Raw genomic sequence first — 18,338 nt, 5'->3', positions numbered from 1 at the left:
ATGCCCAATTTTTTGAAACTCCTTATAAAAGAGGTAAAAAGAGAAACAGCTAATGCGGTTTCTATTCTTTTTAATGTACCTGAAGAATTAAAAGAAAATTATAAATTCATTGCAGGACAATATGTGAATCTTAAATTAACCCTTAATGGTAATGAGATTCGTCGTGCCTATTCTATTTGTTCATCACCGGAAAGTGGCGAATTACGCATTGCCGTTAAAGCCGTTAAAGACGGATTGTTTTCTCAATTTGCTAACACCCAACTTAAAGCCGGAGATGTTATCGAAGTAGGCAAACCGGAAGGAAAATTTACGCTTGAACCGGATGCACACAAACAAAAAAATTATATTGCTTTTGCTTCCGGTAGCGGAATCACACCGGTTTTGTCCATCATTAAATCGGTTTTAAAAAGTGAGCCAAAAAGTTCTTTTGTATTGGTTTACGGAAATAAATCACCGGAAGAAACCATTTTTCATCAGGAATTACACGATTTGCATTTGCAATATGTAAGCCAATTTATGGTGCAATATGTTTACAGTCAGATACAAGTTGAAGATGCTTTGTTTGGTCGTATTGACAAATCGGTGGTGAATTTTGTATTAAACAACAAGCACAAAGAAATAGAATTTGAAAAATTCTTTTTATGCGGACCAGAGCAAATGATTGACATGGTTTCGAATGTTTTGAAAGAGAAAAACGTAAAAGATTCGGCTATTAAGTTTGAATTGTTTACGGCATCCGCTTTTGAAAATGAAATCCAGGAATTAAGCGGCCATTCAAAAATTACCGTGATGGTAGATGATGAAGAAACTTCTTTTGAAATGTCGCAAAAAGAAACGATTCTGGAAGCGGCTTTAAAACAGGGAATTGACGCTCCTTATTCCTGTCAGGGCGGAATTTGCAGCAGCTGTCTTTGCCGCGTAACCGAAGGAAGCGCCGAAATGAGGAAAAACTCCATCCTGACCGAGAAAGAAATTGCCGAAGGTTTAATTTTGAGTTGTCAGGCGCACCCAACATCAGACACTATTTATGTGGATTTTGATGATGTTTAATTAAAAACCATCACAAAAATATTTTTAAAACCATTAAGAGATTAAGAAAATTGAGGTTATGCCTTAATAAAACTTAATTTCTTAATGGTTTTTTATTTTATCTTAAATGGTTTAAGAATTACAAAAACGCATTCCAAATAAACATATTTTTTTGACGTTCGTTTTCTTCTTTATCATCTCCATAACTAAACCAATCCTTCGTTCTTTCGGATATTAAGGTTTTTAATTCCTTTAAATCATAAGTTTTTTTGGCAGTGATGGGTTTTACCTCTGCTGCATTGCTAAAAGACACATCCACTCTGGTGGCAATGTAAGAAGTATATAAGCGTGGAATGGTGAGACCTAAAATCATGCCTGGCAAACCACTTATGGAACAAGGCCCTCCCGAAATGGTAATATCATCAGTATAAAAAGCAAAAATATACACATCATCCATAATTTTACCTACGGCTTTTCGGCAATTATATCCTGCAATTTCCCGGTTTTCATTAGTAATCCTCCATTCAATTTTTCGAATACTATCCGCAATAACAAAATTGGTTCCTACAATTTGTTTTTGCATATTCATTATCCCGGTATTGAAATCAACATACCAGCTGTTTTCTTCATCGGCTTCTTTTTCCCATTTAGGCACTCTTGTCTTAGGACTCCAACGATCAAATTTGAAAATACTCTTATTATCAGTAAAAGTATAATTGAAATAAGATACCTTAAGATCAGAAATATTATCCTTCATCATTTCATCCCAACTATGATTTGTCATTGTCTTTTTTAAATTAGTACTCACTTCAAATTCAATGACTGCCTTATCTACAAATTGCTGAGCAAAAGTAGTAACCGAAAAAAATAGTGTTGTAATTATAAAATATAGTGTCTTCATCTATCTTAAATTATTTTTTTGTTTCTCCTCCATTTTTAAAATTCCAGGTCAAACCAATCATGACATATCTTTTAAGTCGGTCGTTTTGTTCCTGACTGATGGTATTTTGATATGCATTTCTACTTATTCCAATATTTTGATTTAAAATATCACGAATTAAAACATAAGCGGTGAACTCATCTTTCTTAAAAGTACGCTGCAATCTTGCATTCCATAATTGATTGGTCAAATTATCCTGAAAATCGATTGTTTTTTGTCGGGTATTTAAATTATAATCTGTAGATAATTTCCATTTTTCTGCAAAATAAACACCTACTTCTGCATTTAAACTATTGGTATTAAAAGATTTGATTTCGCTATTTTGAGTGGTTGTACTTCTATTAATGGTAAATCGGTTACTTAAATTAATATCGTATCGTTTTTGTTTGAACTTATATAAATAAACCGAAAATCCTGTGTTCAGATTCTCAGCACTACTTATTTTATCATTAATGCTTAAAGCAGATTTATTAAAGCCCAAAAACGGACTAAATTGAGCATTTAAATCTAATTTCTTAATTTTTAACCCATATCCAAAATAATAATTCCCTGAAAAATTTCCATTACTATTAATTGGTTTAGAAACTGTTTTAGCCGTTTCCGGATCAATAACTCTGTTGTAAATAATAGCATTAGTCGTCGTGCTAAAAGAAATTCCCTGATAAATTTGTCTTTCATTCAGCATATTATAACTATTCTGATTAATGTTAATACTATTGGTAAAAGATTGTTTTAAATCCGGATTACCTAAAGTTTGATTAAAAAAGTCCTGATTGTTTGTCAAAGGCTGTAATTGATCCAGTGTAGGTTGTCTGGTTGATCCCTGATAATTAATACGCAGGTTACCATTGTTTTTGTATCGGTAAGAAAAACTGGCTGAAGGAAAAAAGTTAGTATAACTACGTTTGTACTCTTTGTCCAAAGTCTTATCTAACAAATCAAAAGTAGTAAAACCAAATCCGCTCCCAATACTATAATTGACTTTTTTGGCATTGTAACTTAATTTAAGATTAGGTCTGTGCGTAATAATGTCTTGTTCAAATTCATTAGACAATGAACTTACCAATTGATCATACTTCCCGGAAACATCTGAATAATCATAAGTAAAATAATTGTTTTTTCCTTTATCATAGGTTAATTGGTAGGCAAACTGTAATGATAATTGTTTGGCAATAGGCTCCGAATAACTCAACCCAAGCGTCAAATTTTGATTGGATCTGTCTCCAATTTTATTCTGATTTACATCTACTTTAGAATCGAAATTTCCATCAACATAACTTTCGTTAGAAGATTTTAAAAAATTATTCGAATTAGTACTCAAGCGATTCCAACTACTATTTATTGTAAAGGTACGACGAGCTTTGGCAAATTTATGTTTGAATAAAAGACCAGCCGACAAGGATGTTTTATCTGAATTCGTGATAACTGTTTTCTGCTGTTTATTTTTCAATATTCCCGCTTCTCCAGTTGTTTCTCCATTCGTAAATTCATCACTTTCCGTTTCGTAAAAATTAGTTCTGGCTGAAAACTTTATAGAATTCAAAGAGTCTAATTTCACATCATAAATTGCGTTTAATTTAAAATTACTTCTATTAACATTTGTTTCTGTAGATCTGTTCTCATTTAATTGGGTATCACCTACCTGTGTTTGTGTAATTCTACTATTATTGTTCGTATAAATTTGCTTATTGAATTTAGGTGATACATTCAAATTTTGCTTTTCATTCCACTTATTAGTGTATTGAAGTCCGGCATTGGTGTTTTTGACAAATCCATTTTGAGTATTTACATAAGGTTCACCGTCATTATTTCCACCTACCCATTCATAACTTACATTACCATCATCATCCATATTCATATTAAAATTATTTTCGCGACCTCCAAATTTCTCACTATCTTCCCAATTCAAACCATCCTGACCGGTATTTCCATTTAATAAAAATGCTGATAGTTTTCTTTTTCCTTTAAAACTACTAAACATTAAGTTCGTATTATATCGGGAATCGGTATCGGTAAAAGGTTGATTAGCTCCATCAATTTTTCCAAAATAGCCTTTCTTCTTATCTTCTTTAAGTTTTAAATTGATTGTTTTTTGAGTTTTGCCATCATCAATTCCTGTAAATTCAGCCTGTTCACTTTTCTTATCAAAAACCTGAACTTCTTTTACAGCATCGGCTCTTAAATTTTTCACTGCCATACCAGGATCATCACCAAAAAATTCTTCTCCATCAACTAAAACCTTTTGAACCGTTTCTCCCATAGCTTTTATGGCTCCGTTTTTATCTACCTGTATCCCCGGAAGTTTTTTGAGTAACTCTTCAACATTGGCATTAGCATCTACTTTAAAATCACTGGCTCTGTAACTGGTGGTATCGCCTTTTATACGTATAGAACCTGTTTTTATAACCACTTCTCTTAAAAGTTCTATTTTACTTTTTAAAGCAATATTTCCTAATTTTATTTCTCCTCCGTTTACACTAATTGCATCTACATAATCAGCAAATTGATTATGAGAAGTCATTACTATATAATTGCCTGCTTTTACATTTTTAAGACTAAATTTTCCCTGTTTGTCTGAACGGGTAAACTGATATAAAATAGAATCTATAGGAGTTAATAAAGCTACAACTGAATTATAAACCGGTGTTTTATCTTTGCTGTCTGTTAAAAATCCTGAGATAGTAGTATTTTGAGAAAAAACCGATAATGAAAATAAGAAGAAAATTGTAACTAATCCTATAGTTTTTTTCATAAGTAATTATGCTTTAAAGTATTAAAATTTAAAACCTACTCGTAAGGTCAAAATCCCGACTAGCCAAAGTAGTATTTTTAATACTAATAAGTCAAAAGCAGTCTGTTAAATAATTTATAAAATTATTCTTTCATTAAAAACTTGAGGAAATATAAGAGTATGCTAAAATGTAATTTAATTAACTTATTTACATTCATTTAAAACATTTAAGATGCTATCCACACTAATCGTGCGCATTGCGTCTTCATAACCTTCCACCTTCTTATTTCCATAAACAGAAGTAGGTAATAACGGATACTTTTCTCTATCGGAAACTAAAGCATTTTCTAAAGGCTGATTAAACGGTGAAAAACCGGCAAAAGGATGCGTCGCACCCCAGAGTGTCACCACTTTTACGCCAAGCATAGCTGCAATATGTGCATTTCCGGAATCCATAGAAAGCATCACATCCAAATTACTGATGAGTTCTAATTCCTGCTGAAATTTGATTTTCCCTGCCATATTAATGACGTTCGGGAAAGGAATTGCAAGGGATTCTAAAATTTCAATTTCTTTTTTACCACCGCCAAAAAGAAGAATTTTATTAGAATGATTTTGAGCCAATTGAGCAATCACTTCCTGCATTAAATCCAAAGGATAGACTTTCGATTCATACTGCGCAAAAGGAGCTATTCCTATTAATTTTTGATGATTTTTGCCAATGATTTCCAAAATATCAGCACTTAAAACGGCTTTTTCAGCAAATGTTGGATTAGATAAATCAACAACAAAACCAAGTTTTTCAAACACTTTTACCTGTCTTTCGAACATGGTTGGCAATTGCTTGAAAACCTTATTTTCAAATCTTGTTAAAGCTTTTTTCCCTTCACGTCCTTTATCAACAGCAGCAACTTTTTTTCCGCTCAGGGCAAAAAGTGTTCTCACGACTTTAGAACGAAGTACATTATGCAAATCGGCAAAAACATCAATTTTTAACTTTCGTAAATCCTTAAACAATCGGATCAAACCCGGAAAGCCTTTATGTCGTTCTTTTTCATCAAAAGCAAAAAAAACAACATTAGGTATCGATTCGAAAAAAGGCTTGAAAAATGGTCGGGAAATGACCGTTATTTTAATATTAGGATATTGTTTTACAAAAGCCCGTAAAACAGGCACCGTCATGGCAACATCTCCCATTGCGGAGAGTCTCATGACGGCGATATGTTGTATTTTGGAAGTCAAATTTTAAATATTAATAATTGAAAATGTGGCAAAAAGTTGTAGAAAGTGGTGTTTTTTTGGCCCTTTTTTGGCCTTTTCATTTTATATAAATCTATTGAAAATCAAGCCCTAACGATGGAGTTATTAACAAAAACCCTAGGTTTTGAACAATTATTAGCCTTTTTTTGGCCTTTTTTTGGCCTTTTCATTTTTATTTTCCAAATCAGAAATGGTTTTAGAAATTGCTTCAGTATAAACTTCCATTTTTTTTATATACTCATCATTGATTTTATAAATAGAACCCTGCTGTTCAATTATTTCATTAGTAACAAATTTTTCAATTCTCGTTCTCACTTGTTTTCGGGATAATTTATCTTCAAAAAGACCTACAAAATCTTTCATCTTAGCCTTTCCTTCCTTCAATAAAAATTTAAAAACAGTATTAAAAACTTGACTTTCATCTAATTCTTGTAGATTATAATATTTTGCTTTCTCATCTGTGAATTCGTAGTAATCTTTTGAAAGAATATAATAAATAGCATTGGTTTTTCCTCTTTTCTCAATAAGCTTCTTCTTTAAAAGTTTAGAAACTATTTCAGCATCTAAATCATTTTTTACTGCGCCTTTTTTGATCATACTTAAGGTAAGCACCTCTAAAACAGATAATTTTTCTGTTTCCGGCAATTCTTCTTGTACTGCAACTATAAATAATGCAAAAGCTCTATCTTCTATAACTGCAGATAATTTTAAATTGACTTGAAAATAATCGGATTTTGAGTAATCTGGTTCTGCTTTTCCTTCTATAAGTGTGTTATAAAATATCTTATCAACTCCTTGGCCAGAACGTTCTACTATTCCTGTTTTTTGCAAAACATCAGCTAAAAGTCTGTTTCTGGGAGTACTTGGGGTTTTTAGAAGATTTTCTAAATTGACACCACTTGGAAACCCTCCCGCATTTATGATATCCAATCTTAGAGGAAACTGTTTAATAACAATTTCAGAACTTCTCCTATAATCTCTATGTGAAATAGCATTATTAATAGATTCCCTTATTACTTCTTCATTAAAATAAGGAACATTAAAAATATAAGCTCCATCTTGAATAGGAAAGCTCCCATTTCTTAAATTAATCGTTTTCCAAAGTTCATCAATTAATATAAAAAAAGGTTCTGAAAAAGGTATTCTATTGTCGAAGGGTATTTGGTTTTCAGCATTGCGATATTCCAACATAACAGCAGCTTGAGGAAGTTTTTCATTTAAAACTTCTTTCTTTGCAAGAAGAATTAATGCTGCATTGGTTAATTTTCCATTCTTTAATAAATCTAAATCAGAAAGCAACTGTTCATTAGAAAGCGTCTTAAAGTTAGGGTTATTTTGTTTTAGAGAGTATTTGTCTTTTAAAATTGCAATCGCTCTTTCGTCTAAATCTGAAATAGTTAAACTATCACATATTTGTTGTGAAAAATCAGGTTCTTGTTCGTTAATTATTTTCAAATAAAATTCGTCTGACATTGGTTTTAATTCTTCTCCAACACGCATTAAAGCAACATCTTCAAATTTAAAAACCTTTCCTGCAGGTCTTGATGGAACTTCTATTACTAAAACCCTTTTATCACTCTCATATAACTCATATACAAAAGGTCTAATTCCAGTATCAGTATAAATTTTAGATTCTAGTTCCCCTATAGAATCTAAATTTTGTTTTGTACCTACAACTTCATGGGGAAAATTATCAGTCATTCCAATAACTAAATAACCTCCACCTTCATTACATAAAGCAGTAACATATCCTAAGATACATCTTCGCCTATCACTTGGTTTTGGTTTAACTCCACCATCATAAGATATGTTACCTCCTTCACCTTTTTTAAATTCCACTTTATCCTCAGATTCCTTGAGTTTTTTTAACTTTTCAATAGTTATCATAATAAAGTTTAATTTAAAAAATTATTTCTTCCCCTGGTACAAAACAGGATTCAATTCATCGTCGTTGTACATTTTCATTTGTTTGTACACTTTCATGAATTTATCTCCGTTTTCGATATCCGTCAACAAATCATCAATTGCCGTTGATAAATCAGTTCTCTGTTCTAATAAAACGTTCAATTTCTCCTGACATTTGTCTCTGTGTTCCTGAGAAGCATCGGCACGAGTAGCCTCTTCCTGCATGTGATAGATTTTCAATGCCAAAATAGACAAACGGTCAAACGCCCAGGCCGGACTTTCTGAATTAATTTTAGCATCCTCTTTTACAACAACTTTACTGTATTTTTGCAAAAAATAACTATCAATATATTCCACCATATCCGTACGCTCCTGATTAGAAGCATCAATTCTTCTTTTCAAAGTTAAAGCAGCTACCGGATCAATTTGCGGGTCACGAATAATATCCTCAAAATGCCATTGCACTGTGTCAATCCAGTTTTTCAGATATAATAAATGTTCAAACTGATCTTTTGCATACGGATTGTTTATCGGCTGATCAACATTATCAAACTGATGATAATCTTTGATACTTTGTTCAAAAACGGAATAGGCTAATTTTGAAAACATCTTTATCTTTTTATTTAGACAAAGATACTTTTTATACATTTATAAAAAAATTAGATTTCAACTTTCTCTAAGTCTTTCTAATCAAATTTCACCGGCTATGCAAATTCACTTTTTATCAGAAAAAAACAGTATTCTCAATCATTTTTTAGCAGAAATAAGAGATGTGAATATTCATAATGATGCCATGCGATTCAGACGAAATATGGAACGCATTGGCGAAATCATAGCTTATGAACTCAGCAAAGAATTAGAATATAAAAATGTCAAAATTCAAACACCGCTTGGAATCAAAAAAACCACTCAAATTTCTGATTCCATTGTCCTTTGTTCGATTTTAAGAGCGGGATTAACTACGCATTTAGGCTTTTTAAATTATTTTGACAAAGCGGAAAACGGATTTATTTCGGCCTACCGATACCATCCGAATAACGATGATTATTTTGAAATTAAAGTCGAATATCAGGCCATTGCCGATATTACTGATAAATGTTTACTATTGGTTGATCCAATGCTGGCTACCGGACAATCTATTGTAGCTGTTTATAAACGATTGATGGAACGAGGAACGCCAAAATCCATTCATATTGCCGTAACGATTGCCGCTCCCGAAGGCATCGCCTATTTACAAAAACATTTGCCTGAAAATTGCCATTTATGGATTGCTGCTTTAGATGAAAAACTCAACGAACACAGTTATATTGTTCCGGGAATTGGTGATGCCGGTGACTTAGCTTACGGAATCAAATTATAATTGGGAGAAAAAAGCAAATAAACTGCACAAAATCAAAATGCCTAAAGCCAATTCCTGATTCAGTTTTAACTGAGGCATTTCGATGTGAGCCGTAGTCATCATAGCCAATGGCGCGATAGTAAAGATTAATAAATCATTGCTTTTGTTAGCCGAAATTACATAAATCACTATCGCAATTAAAAAAGCAAAAATAATTTTCTTGAACGAAGCTTGCAATTGCAGTGGTCTGGATGCCAATGTCATTAGCATAGAAATAAGAAAAAATAAAGCAATCGTTGCATAAATAGAAAGCGCCGCATTTTGATAATTATTAGTAAAATAATCAATGCTGAAACTCATTTCTATTCCGCGGCTGATGTAATCTATTGCATCAGCATTGAACAGCAAGGAATACATGGCAAAAATAATTCCTATAGCAAAAAAGGCAATGAAAGGCAAAAGCCAGTTTCTATAATCGCCAATAACATGCGAAATAATAGAACTAAACACCAAAACCAAATACAAAATGCACCAAAAATGGAATAACGAAGCCACAAAAATCCATAAAGAAGCATCAAATATTTTTTCTTTGGAAGCTTTTTGCGATTGCAAAGAAACCAATCTTCTAAAGGCTAACAGAATAAAAAAATTAGCCAGAACTAAGTTGATATTTTGAAAAAGACCTGGAAAAAAAAGCAGGAAAATTAAAAAAAACAAAATGCTGTAAGCACTGTCTTTACTGAGTTCATTACGTCTTGAAATAAAACTGTTTATTAATGCCGAAAACAAAATTACCAAGCCAATTCCTATGTTTTTAAAAATTAAAACTACCGAATGAGACCAAGCTAAATCCTGAATTTGATAAATAAAATCAAAAAACAATATCAAAAATACTACTAAAGAAAAATTTAATGGTGTAGATTTTTTAAAAACACTTGTAATCATAAGGATATTTTATACTTTTGTGACTGTAAATATACTACTTGTTCAAATAAGGAAACGAGTTAAGACAAAATTATTATTCGCATGATAATTTTTATGATTTACCCAATAACATTAATAAAATTTTAAATTCTATATCATGAAAGCATTTTTCGAAGGAATTCAATCTCTTTTTGTAGATTTTCTTTTCAAACCATTAGATGGATTACGCGCTTTAGAATTAAAAACTTGGTTTGGTGCTAACACACTTAACTGGATTTTTATGATTATTTGTGCTGCTGCAATTGTTTACTGGATTAAACAATTACGTATTTTTGACGATGCAGGAACTGAAAATCAAGATACTACAGCACATTCATTCTTGAAATAAGAATAGAAAATACAAATAAAAAAAAACGTCCCGATAATTCATCGGGACGTTTTTTTATGTTTCAAACTGGTTTCGATTATACTAAATCGAAACCAATATCTTTTCTGAAATAAACATTTTCCCAGCTAATTTCTACAACGTTTTTATACGATTGTGCTAAAGCTTCCTGGAAAGAATCGCCATAAGAAGTAATCGCCATCACACGACCACCGTTAGTTACCACATTGCCATTATCAAATTTTGTTCCGGCGTGGAAAACAATTGAATTTTGAACTTTATCCAATCCTGAAATTACTTTTCCTTTTTCAAAATCTTCCGGATAACCACCAGAAACCATCATTACTGTTGTAGCACTTCTTGGATCTATTTTCAATTCAAATTCGTCTAATTTTTCACTGGCTACAGCCTGGAACAATTCCACTAAATCTGATTCTAATCTTGGAATAACAACCTCAGTCTCCGGATCTCCCATACGTACATTGTATTCAATTACCAATGGCTCATTTTTGACATTGATTAGTCCAATAAAAACAAATCCTTTATATGGAATTCCGTCTTTTTGCAAACCTGCAATAGTAGGTTTTACAATACGTGTTTCAATTTTTTCCATCAATACCGCATCAACATAAGGAACCGGAGAAACCGCTCCCATTCCGCCTGTATTTAATCCGGTATCCCCTTCACCAATTCGTTTGTAATCTTTGGCTGTTGGTAAAATTTTATAGCTTTTTCCGTCAGTCAGTACAAAACAGCTTAATTCAATTCCGTCCAAAAACTCTTCGATAACCACTTTTGAACTCGCAGCACCAAATTTTTGACCAACCAACATATTTCTTAATTCAGCTTTAGCTTCTTCTAAATCCTGAATAATCAACACTCCTTTTCCGGCTGCTAATCCGTCAGCTTTTAAAACGTAAGGAGGTTGTAAAGTTGCTAAGAAATCGCATCCTTTTTCTACTGTCTCTGCCGTAAAACTATCGTAAGCTGCTGTTGGGATATTGTGTTTTACCAAAAATTCTTTGGCAAACTCTTTACTTCCTTCCAATGTAGCTCCTATTTTTGACGGACCAATCACAGGAACATTTTTCAAACTTTCATCATTTAAGAAAAAGTCATAAATACCTTTTACTAACGGATCTTCAGGACCTACAACAACCATTTCGATGTTTTCTTTGATAACCAAAGCTTTAATCGCTTCAAAATCGGTTACGGCAATCGCTACATTCGTTGCAATTTTAGCAGTTCCGGCATTTCCAGGAGCCATAAAAAGAGTGTCACAAAGCGGACTTTGAACCATTTTCCATGCGAATGCATGCTCTCTTCCTCCTGAACCCAATAGTAATATATTCATGTCTTTTAATTTTAGTTGCAAAAACTCATTTTTTAGAGTGCTGCAAAAATAATTGCTTTTGCACTTAAATAATAATTATTTAGTAAAAAGTTGTTGATTCTCCACGTTTAGTTGTTGTTATAATAGTATTTTTGAAGAAATAACCACTTTCATGTTTTCTATTTTCGACCTTTCGTTGCAACTAAATGCTTTTCCCATCAAGAAAGCCAAATCCGATTTGGAACAAATAATTGCTTTTTCTGCCGAAGAAAAAAAACAATTTATTGAAAATCAGAAACAAACCATTGTTAAATTCCACTTAGAAAACAATCCTTTTTATCAAAAATTAGTTGGTTCCAAAAAAAATATCAATTGGGAAGAATTACCCGTTTTAAGCAAAACCAATCTCCAAATTCCTTTAGATTCCAGACTTTCTAAAGGTTTTTCAACTAAAAACTGCTACATTAATAAAACCTCAGGTTCCAGCGGCGAACCTTTTATTTTTGCCAAAGACAAATACACACATGCCTTAACCTGGGCTTCTAATATGTACCGTTTTGGTCAATTTGGAATCGATTTTAATCGTTCGCTTCAGGCACGTTTTTACGGAATTCCACTGGATTTTTTTGGTTATAAAAAAGAAAGAATCAAAGATTTTCTGGCACATCGTTACCGCTTTCCTATCTTTGATTTATCGGATGCTGTATTGGAAAAAATGCTGCTGAAATTTCAAAAAAAACCTTTTGAATACCTCAACGGTTACACCAGTTCCATTGTTTTGTTTGCCAAATTTTTGCAAAAGCGAAACCTCATCCTGAAGGACATTTGTCCTACGCTAAAAGTATGTATGGTAACTTCCGAAATGCTTTTTAAAGATGACAAAATCCTTTTAGAAACACAATTCGGAATCCCAATTATCAACGAATACGGAGCATCCGAACTGGATTTAATTGCTTTTGAATCCCGAAACTTCGGGACTGATGGAGAATGGCTTATTAACTCTGAAACCCTGTTTGTGGAAATTCTGGACGAGAACAATCAGGTTTTACCTTATGGTCAGGAAGGCCGTATTGTAATTACTTCGTTATTCAATAAAGCGCATCCATTTATTCGCTATGATATTGGTGATATTGGCATTTTAGACGAAAAAAGCACTTTGGAAAAACCCATTCTGAAAAAACTTATTGGTCGTACCAATGATGTTGCGATACTTCCAAGCGGAAAAAAATCGCCCGGATTAACCTTTTATTATGTAACCAAATCGATTATTGAAGACGACGGAAATGTAAAGGAATTTGTCATCAAACAAACTAAAATCGACAGTTTTGAAATTGAATATGTAAGTGAAGCCGAGTTGGATTTGGCACAAATTCAAAAAATAAAAGATGCTATTAGCTTGTATCTTGAACCTCATCTTCATTTTAATTTCATTCGAAAAAACAGCTTAGAAAGAACCTCCAGAGGAAAACTGAAACAGTTTACATCATTTATTTAATAGTCTTCTTATAAAAAGGTTTTATCACTAATTGGGTAAACAAAAATCCAATCATACAGAAACATGAAACTATAAAATTAAAACCGTGAAACTGTCTGTAAACTGCAAAATTATATCTAATTAATTCCGTTTTTGAAGTAGAAAGCGAATGGGTATGAATACGATAAAACGCCAGACTTTCGGGAACGGGTTTTGCTGTTTTAATCTTTTTTAAAATAGTGAGCCAATGCATCCAATCCTGACGTTTGCGAATAGAAGAAATACTAATTTTTCCAAAATAATCCACATCATATATCCCGGTCAGATTACCTACATAATTGCAAAAAAACAACTGTCGATACAATAAATTAAGGGGTGCTTCTATCCTTTTACCCATCGTTTTTCCATTCTCATCCATCCATTCGTAAAACGAAAAAGTAAAAGGCAAATCATGGGTTTGCATAAAATCAATCTGCTTTTCCAATTTCTGAGGTTTCCACAAATCATCAGCATCTAAAAAAGCAATGTACTTTCCGGCAGCTTTAGTAACTCCAAAATTTCTTGCCACTCCTGTTCCTGAATTCTTTCCTAACGGATAAAATTGAATTCTTTTATCCGTTAAAAAAGTAATTATAATTGTTCGGGTTGCATCAATCGAACCGTCGTCAACTAAGATTATTTCCCAGTTTTGGTATGTTTGATTTTGGACAGAAATAATAGTATCTGAAATGTATTTTTCAGAATTGAATGTTGGGATAATTACAGATACTAAAGATGTTTCCATTTATTTTATATAATCTGTAAAGTCTTTGTGTTCTTCTTTAGAAAGTTCTTCGGGAGATAAAGATTTGAAATATTCATAAGTAATTTTCATCCCTTCGGCGCGACCTACTTTAGGTTCCCAACCCAGTAATTCTTTTGCTTTTGAAATGTCTGGCTGACGTTGTAACGGATCATTTATTGGCAGTGGATGATAGACAACTTTTTGGTTGGTTTCCGTCAATTTAATGATTTCTTCAGCAAAATCTTTAATGGTAATTTCGTCCGGATTTCCAATATTCACAGGATACACATAATCCGAATGCAACAAACGGAAAATGCCTTCCACCTGATCGTCTACATAACAAAACGAACGCGTTTGCATTCCATCGCCAAAAATAGTCAAATCTTCGCCACGAATCGCCTGACCAATAAAAGCCGGAATTACACGACCATCATTCAGACGCATTCTTGGTCCATAGGTATTAAAAATTCGAACAATTCGGGTTTCTACGCCATGAAAAGTATGATAGGCCATCGTAATAGATTCCTGAAAACGTTTGGCTTCATCATAAACTCCTCTTGGTCCTATCGTATTTACGTTGCCATAATAATCTTCTGTTTGCGGATGCACCAATGGATCTCCATACACTTCAGAAGTAGATGCAATTAAAATTCGTGCTTTTTTAACTCTGGCCAAACCTAACAAATTATGTGTTCCCAACGAACCCACTTTCAAGGTTTGAATTGGAATTTTTAAATAATCAATCGGGCTTGCCGGCGAAGCAAAATGCAAGATATAATCTAATTCACCCGGTACATGTACAAATTTGGTCACATCATGGTGGTAAAACTCAAAATTTTCCAATTTGAACAAATGTTCGATGTTTTTTAAATCGCCTGTAATGAGATTATCCATCCCAACAACATGATAACCTTCTTTAATAAAACGATCGCACAAATGAGAACCTAAAAATCCTGCCGCCCCGGTAATCAATATTCTTTTCATAAGTATATGTTCATCAATTATTTTCTAATTGATATTAAAAATTTGTTCTAATATTTTAATGGTAATCAAATAAGTTGGTTTTACTCCGGTAGTTCCTAAACCACCTGAAGCCAGAGTACTTCCAGTTTCCAAAGGATTATCCGAAGCGTAATAGGCATAACGCACCTTAACATCCTTTGGAATGCTTTTTCTAATTTTCGAAGCCGATTGTATCGCTTTTTGATAATGAGAACCTTCCATTTCCAGACCGATAACACCCCAGGTTGACTCGTGGAAAAATTTGAGTAAATCTCTGTTTTGCAACGAAGTTCCCAAAACGGTAACCATCGCTCCTTCGTAAACGGCAATGCCATTTCCTGTAAACATTTCGGCGGTTAATTCGTTTTCGAAATAATAATTATCCGCCGTTCCTTCATTGATATGCGCATTCGGAATCATAATATCACCTTTTCCGCCTTCGAGAATTCCTGCTTTTCCCATAATCGAAACCGACTGAACATTAAGAAAAATGTTCTTTTTATAGGGTTTTAACAACTCATCCACCGTTTCATAAGCCTGTTCACCAAAAGCATAATCCATCACAATCAGCACTGGTTTTTGTTCGCCAAAATTAGCTTTCGGAAAAGAAGTAGTTGCCCAGTCAATTTTGGCCGTATCAAAAATTTGAACGTCAATATTAGCTCCTGAATTTTCAGGCAGAAAAATCATGCCTTGTTTCATAGCCACTTCTTCCACCAAAGTACGATTTCCATTGGCGTTAGACTTACTCAATTCTTCAAAAATTTCAAAATCCGATTTGCCTTTTAAAGTCGATTTCAAAGCATTTTTAGCAAAAATAGAATTCATCACCGAATGCATATTGGCACTAATAATGTGAATAGGACGCTCTAAAAGATTATTGGCTTTTAAAACCTCCTTGATATACGTTGCCCAGATTTCGCCGTGAATATGATGTCCTAAACGTTCTCTGAGAATAGGGCTAAAGGTAATCGTTCTTTTGTTATTAGTAACCACTTCTTCCATGGCTAATTTTCCTAACCAAAAAATGATACATAAAAAACGATCCGGATTTTCTTTGGAACCAAAATCATCATAGATTTCCAATACATCTTCAAAACTGCGTCCTAAAATATTTGCCGCATGTGAAATGGCAATTTCCTTTTCGACCAAAGTCAAAGCCTCGGTTTTTAAAACCGCTTCTTCCAGTTTTAACCAATCGCGTGACACTTCGCCGGCATCATCGATTAAAACTCTGTTTTTTATTTTATGCGATTCGATAAAAATAAAAGTCAGATGTGTCAGAATATCATAAATATCCGAACGTCCACGGGTAATTTCGATATTCATTTGTTCGGCATCAATTCGATAACAATTGCGTCTCCTTTTTAGAGGAACGATTACCTGAAAATGCGATTTAGAATAACCTTCATCCGAAGTTAAATTGATATAACGACATTCTTCTATGCCTAGCGGCAGTCGCTCAATAACATACAAAAGTCCGTTGAGTTCGACTTTTTCATCAGCAATATTCCCATAAATTTCGGGGCGCAAAGTCAACAAAGCTTCCCGCAAAGTATCGCCCGAAACTCCCATCGGTTTATAAAAACCTCTATTGAACAAATGGCGCATGGTAATGTACATTTTTTCAATCGCTGCCGAAGATTCCTGAGCCCGGGTTCTGGATATATTTTTAGTTTCTTTCATTGTTGTTTTCAGTTAAAAAATCAGCAATTTTTCGATCATTGGAAAGTCTCGGTATTTTATTTTGTCCGCCTAGTTTTCCAATGGATTTCATGTATTCCTGAAAACCATTTTTAGGCACTTTGGTAATCACTACTTTTCGCAAGATGTTCCCCTCAATCAAATCATCGTAGTAAATATTTTGTTTACGCATAGCATTGTCTATCGCTTCCGCAAAAGCATTCATGTTATCCGGCTCTCCCGAAGCTTCGGAATCAAATTCAATGAACCATTCGTGATACGGTAAGCCTTCAATCGGATTAATTTGAGGCGCCACCGTAAACTCATTTACCCGAATAGTAGTTCCTTCCATGGCTTCCTGCAAGGCACATTCCACCTCTTTACCAATCACATGTTCCCCAAAAGCCGAAATATAATGTTTGATTCTTCCTGAAACAATTATTTCATATGGTGCTAATGAAGTAAACTGAACCGTATCGCCAATATTATAACGCCACAATCCAGCATTGGTAGAAATAATCATCACATAATTCACACCTAATTCCACCTCTCCAATGGTATACGATTTAGGTCCCGAACCATCGGGATCCGAAAAGAATTCTTCCGATTTTATAAATTCATAGAATATTCCAGAATTTAGCAACAGCAACATTCCTTTTTCTTTTTGAGTCCCGAAATTTCGGGACTGATAAGCAAAAAATCCTTCCGAAGCCGGAAATAATTCAATACTATCTACTTTTCTTCCAATCAGATTTTCAAACTTCGCACGATAAGGTTCGTAATTCACACCACCATAAAGGAACAAACTGAAATTCTTAAAGATTTCGCCAACCGGCTTATTCCCTTTTTGTTGCAAACGTTCAAAATACATTTGCACCCAGGATGGAATTCCTGAAATTACGGTCATATTTTCGGTAAAAGTTTCCTCCACAATTGCATCTATCTTAGCTTCCCAATCTTCCATACAATTAGTTTCCCAGGAAGGCATGCGGTTTTTTTGCAAATATTTCGGAACAAAATGCGCCACAATTCCCGAAAGTCGGCCAAATTTAATTCCGTATTTTTCTTCTAAAATGGGACTTCCCTGCAAAAAAATCATTTTTCCATCCACAAAATCAGCTTTACCGGTTTCATGAATATAACTCAAAATGGCATTTCGTGCCGCTTCGATATGGTATGGCATCGACTCCTTGGTCAACGGAATATATTTTGCTCCCGAAGTCGTTCCGGATGTTTTGGCAAAATAAAGTGGTTTACCTTTCCACAACACATTTTCCTCGCCTTTGACTACTTTCTCCACATAAGGTTTTAAATCTTCATAATCACGAATGGGAACTTTTTTAGTAAAATCTTCAGTAGTTTTTATTTGGTCAAAATGATGGTCTTTCCCAAACTGTGTTTGTTGCGCTTCCTGTATTAAATTTTCAAAAACCGCCTTTTGAGTTGCAACTGGATTCTTCGACCAAGCCTGCGTTTTTTTGTGAATATGTTGAGCAAATAATTTTGCCGCTATTGCTTTTATTGACATTTTGTACTTACTGATTTAATT

General features: G+C 33.5%; 15 protein-coding genes. 4 read left to right on the top strand and 11 right to left on the bottom strand.

Annotation, left to right across the window (positions count from 1 at the left end):
- Nucleotides 1-1,050, top strand: coding sequence for a ferredoxin--NADP reductase (locus H599_RS0103510; RefSeq protein ID WP_026712853.1), 1,050 nt, complete (start codon nucleotides 1-3; stop codon nucleotides 1,048-1,050).
- 118 nt (nucleotides 1,051-1,168) lie between these two features.
- On the opposite strand, the gene H599_RS20230 is transcribed toward H599_RS0103510, so the two are convergent.
- The 5 genes from H599_RS20230 to H599_RS0103485 all read right to left on the bottom strand — a co-directional run bounded on the left by H599_RS20230 (nucleotide 1,169) and on the right by H599_RS0103485 (nucleotide 8,474).
- Nucleotides 1,169-1,930 (bottom strand): GLPGLI family protein, encoded by a 762-nt coding sequence (locus H599_RS20230; protein WP_051590629.1) that lies wholly within the window; start codon nucleotides 1,928-1,930, stop codon nucleotides 1,169-1,171.
- A 10-nt stretch (nucleotides 1,931-1,940) separates the two neighbouring features.
- Nucleotides 1,941-4,721: an outer membrane beta-barrel protein gene (locus H599_RS0103500; protein ID WP_026712852.1), complete on the bottom strand. Its 2,781-nt coding sequence runs from the start codon at nucleotides 4,719-4,721 to the stop codon at nucleotides 1,941-1,943.
- A gap of 183 nt (nucleotides 4,722-4,904) precedes the next feature.
- Nucleotides 4,905-5,912 carry a glycosyltransferase family 9 protein gene (locus tag H599_RS0103495; protein WP_035141133.1) on the bottom strand — a complete coding sequence of 336 codons (1,008 nt, stop codon included), beginning with the start codon at nucleotides 5,910-5,912 and terminating at the stop codon, nucleotides 4,905-4,907.
- A gap of 183 nt (nucleotides 5,913-6,095) precedes the next feature.
- Nucleotides 6,096-7,847 carry an ATP-binding protein gene (locus H599_RS19150; RefSeq protein WP_051590628.1) on the bottom strand — a complete coding sequence of 584 codons (1,752 nt, stop codon included), beginning with the start codon at nucleotides 7,845-7,847 and terminating at the stop codon, nucleotides 6,096-6,098.
- A gap of 21 nt (nucleotides 7,848-7,868) precedes the next feature.
- Nucleotides 7,869-8,474 carry a DUF4254 domain-containing protein gene (locus tag H599_RS0103485; RefSeq protein ID WP_026712850.1) on the bottom strand — a complete coding sequence of 202 codons (606 nt, stop codon included), beginning with the start codon at nucleotides 8,472-8,474 and terminating at the stop codon, nucleotides 7,869-7,871.
- Between the two features lie 97 nt (nucleotides 8,475-8,571).
- On the opposite strand from H599_RS0103485, the gene upp reads away from it, so the two are divergent.
- Nucleotides 8,572-9,225 carry a uracil phosphoribosyltransferase gene (upp, locus tag H599_RS0103480; RefSeq protein ID WP_026712849.1) on the top strand — a complete coding sequence of 218 codons (654 nt, stop codon included), beginning with the start codon at nucleotides 8,572-8,574 and terminating at the stop codon, nucleotides 9,223-9,225.
- Here upp and H599_RS0103475 read toward each other — a convergent pair.
- On the bottom strand, nucleotides 9,220-10,149 hold the full coding sequence (locus H599_RS0103475) for a DUF6427 family protein (RefSeq protein WP_026712848.1): 930 nt from the start codon (nucleotides 10,147-10,149) through the stop codon (nucleotides 9,220-9,222). The genes upp and H599_RS0103475 overlap by 6 nt on opposite strands.
- A 136-nt stretch (nucleotides 10,150-10,285) precedes the next feature.
- Here H599_RS0103475 and H599_RS0103470 point away from each other — a divergent pair, with 136 nt between their 5' ends.
- Entirely contained in the window at nucleotides 10,286-10,516 is a 231-nt protein-coding gene (locus H599_RS0103470) for a DUF6341 family protein (RefSeq protein ID WP_026712847.1), read from the top strand.
- Between the two features lie 76 nt (nucleotides 10,517-10,592).
- Here H599_RS0103470 and purD read toward each other — a convergent pair whose 3' ends face one another.
- Entirely contained in the window at nucleotides 10,593-11,867 is a 1,275-nt protein-coding gene (purD, locus tag H599_RS0103465) for a phosphoribosylamine--glycine ligase (RefSeq protein ID WP_026712846.1), read from the bottom strand.
- A gap of 151 nt (nucleotides 11,868-12,018) precedes the next feature.
- Here purD and H599_RS0103460 point away from each other — a divergent pair, with 151 nt between their 5' ends.
- Nucleotides 12,019-13,341 carry a phenylacetate--CoA ligase family protein gene (locus H599_RS0103460; protein WP_026712845.1) on the top strand — a complete coding sequence of 441 codons (1,323 nt, stop codon included), beginning with the start codon at nucleotides 12,019-12,021 and terminating at the stop codon, nucleotides 13,339-13,341.
- Here the strand turns inward: H599_RS0103460 and H599_RS0103455 are convergent.
- The 4 genes from H599_RS0103455 to H599_RS0103440 are packed head-to-tail and all read right to left on the bottom strand — an operon-like array spanning nucleotide 13,334 to nucleotide 18,317.
- Nucleotides 13,334-14,104, bottom strand: a complete 771-nt coding sequence (locus H599_RS0103455; protein WP_026712844.1) for a glycosyltransferase family 2 protein — start codon at nucleotides 14,102-14,104, stop codon at nucleotides 13,334-13,336. The two genes, H599_RS0103460 and H599_RS0103455, sit on opposite strands and share 8 nt — an antisense overlap.
- Nucleotides 14,105-15,088 carry a UDP-glucuronic acid decarboxylase family protein gene (locus H599_RS0103450; protein WP_026712843.1) on the bottom strand — a complete coding sequence of 328 codons (984 nt, stop codon included), beginning with the start codon at nucleotides 15,086-15,088 and terminating at the stop codon, nucleotides 14,105-14,107. It lies immediately after the preceding gene.
- Nucleotides 15,089-15,112: 24 nt separating this feature from the next.
- The gene (locus H599_RS0103445) at nucleotides 15,113-16,792 is read right to left on the bottom strand and encodes a DUF6909 family protein (protein ID WP_026712842.1); all 1,680 of its coding nucleotides are present in this window, start codon (nucleotides 16,790-16,792) and stop codon (nucleotides 15,113-15,115) included.
- Nucleotides 16,779-18,317, bottom strand: a complete 1,539-nt coding sequence (locus H599_RS0103440; protein WP_026712841.1) for a GH3 auxin-responsive promoter family protein — start codon at nucleotides 18,315-18,317, stop codon at nucleotides 16,779-16,781. Before H599_RS0103440 ends, H599_RS0103445 begins: the two co-directional genes overlap by 14 nt.
- Nucleotides 18,318-18,338: the final 21 nt, after the last annotated feature.

Source organism: Flavobacterium daejeonense DSM 17708 (assembly GCF_000425425.1).
Classification (GTDB): domain Bacteria; phylum Bacteroidota; class Bacteroidia; order Flavobacteriales; family Flavobacteriaceae; genus Flavobacterium; species Flavobacterium daejeonense.
This window is presented reverse-complemented; position numbering and strand designations above follow the sequence as displayed.

Excerpts from the sequence above, each read along its gene's own strand:
- H599_RS0103445 (WP_026712842.1), bottom strand. The coding sequence starts at position 16,792 with ATGAAAGAAACTAAAAATATATCCAGAACCCGGGCTCAGGAATCTTCG.
- H599_RS0103440 (WP_026712841.1), bottom strand. The coding sequence starts at position 18,317 with ATGTCAATAAAAGCAATAGCGGCAAAATTATTTGCTCAACATATTCAC.
- purD (WP_026712846.1), bottom strand. The coding sequence starts at position 11,867 with ATGAATATATTACTATTGGGTTCAGGAGGAAGAGAGCATGCATTCGCA.
- H599_RS0103500 (WP_026712852.1), bottom strand. The coding sequence starts at position 4,721 with ATGAAAAAAACTATAGGATTAGTTACAATTTTCTTCTTATTTTCATTA.
- H599_RS19150 (WP_051590628.1), bottom strand. The coding sequence starts at position 7,847 with ATGATAACTATTGAAAAGTTAAAAAAACTCAAGGAATCTGAGGATAAA.
- H599_RS0103475 (WP_026712848.1), bottom strand. The coding sequence starts at position 10,149 with ATGATTACAAGTGTTTTTAAAAAATCTACACCATTAAATTTTTCTTTA.
- H599_RS0103495 (WP_035141133.1), bottom strand. The coding sequence starts at position 5,912 with ATGAGACTCTCCGCAATGGGAGATGTTGCCATGACGGTGCCTGTTTTA.
- H599_RS20230 (WP_051590629.1), bottom strand. The coding sequence starts at position 1,930 with ATGAAGACACTATATTTTATAATTACAACACTATTTTTTTCGGTTACT.
- H599_RS0103470 (WP_026712847.1), top strand. The coding sequence starts at position 10,286 with ATGAAAGCATTTTTCGAAGGAATTCAATCTCTTTTTGTAGATTTTCTT.
- upp (WP_026712849.1), top strand. The coding sequence starts at position 8,572 with ATGCAAATTCACTTTTTATCAGAAAAAAACAGTATTCTCAATCATTTT.
- H599_RS0103510 (WP_026712853.1), top strand. The coding sequence starts at position 1 with ATGCCCAATTTTTTGAAACTCCTTATAAAAGAGGTAAAAAGAGAAACA.
- H599_RS0103460 (WP_026712845.1), top strand. The coding sequence starts at position 12,019 with ATGTTTTCTATTTTCGACCTTTCGTTGCAACTAAATGCTTTTCCCATC.
- H599_RS0103455 (WP_026712844.1), bottom strand. The coding sequence starts at position 14,104 with ATGGAAACATCTTTAGTATCTGTAATTATCCCAACATTCAATTCTGAA.
- H599_RS0103485 (WP_026712850.1), bottom strand. The coding sequence starts at position 8,474 with ATGTTTTCAAAATTAGCCTATTCCGTTTTTGAACAAAGTATCAAAGAT.
- H599_RS0103450 (WP_026712843.1), bottom strand. The coding sequence starts at position 15,088 with ATGAAAAGAATATTGATTACCGGGGCGGCAGGATTTTTAGGTTCTCAT.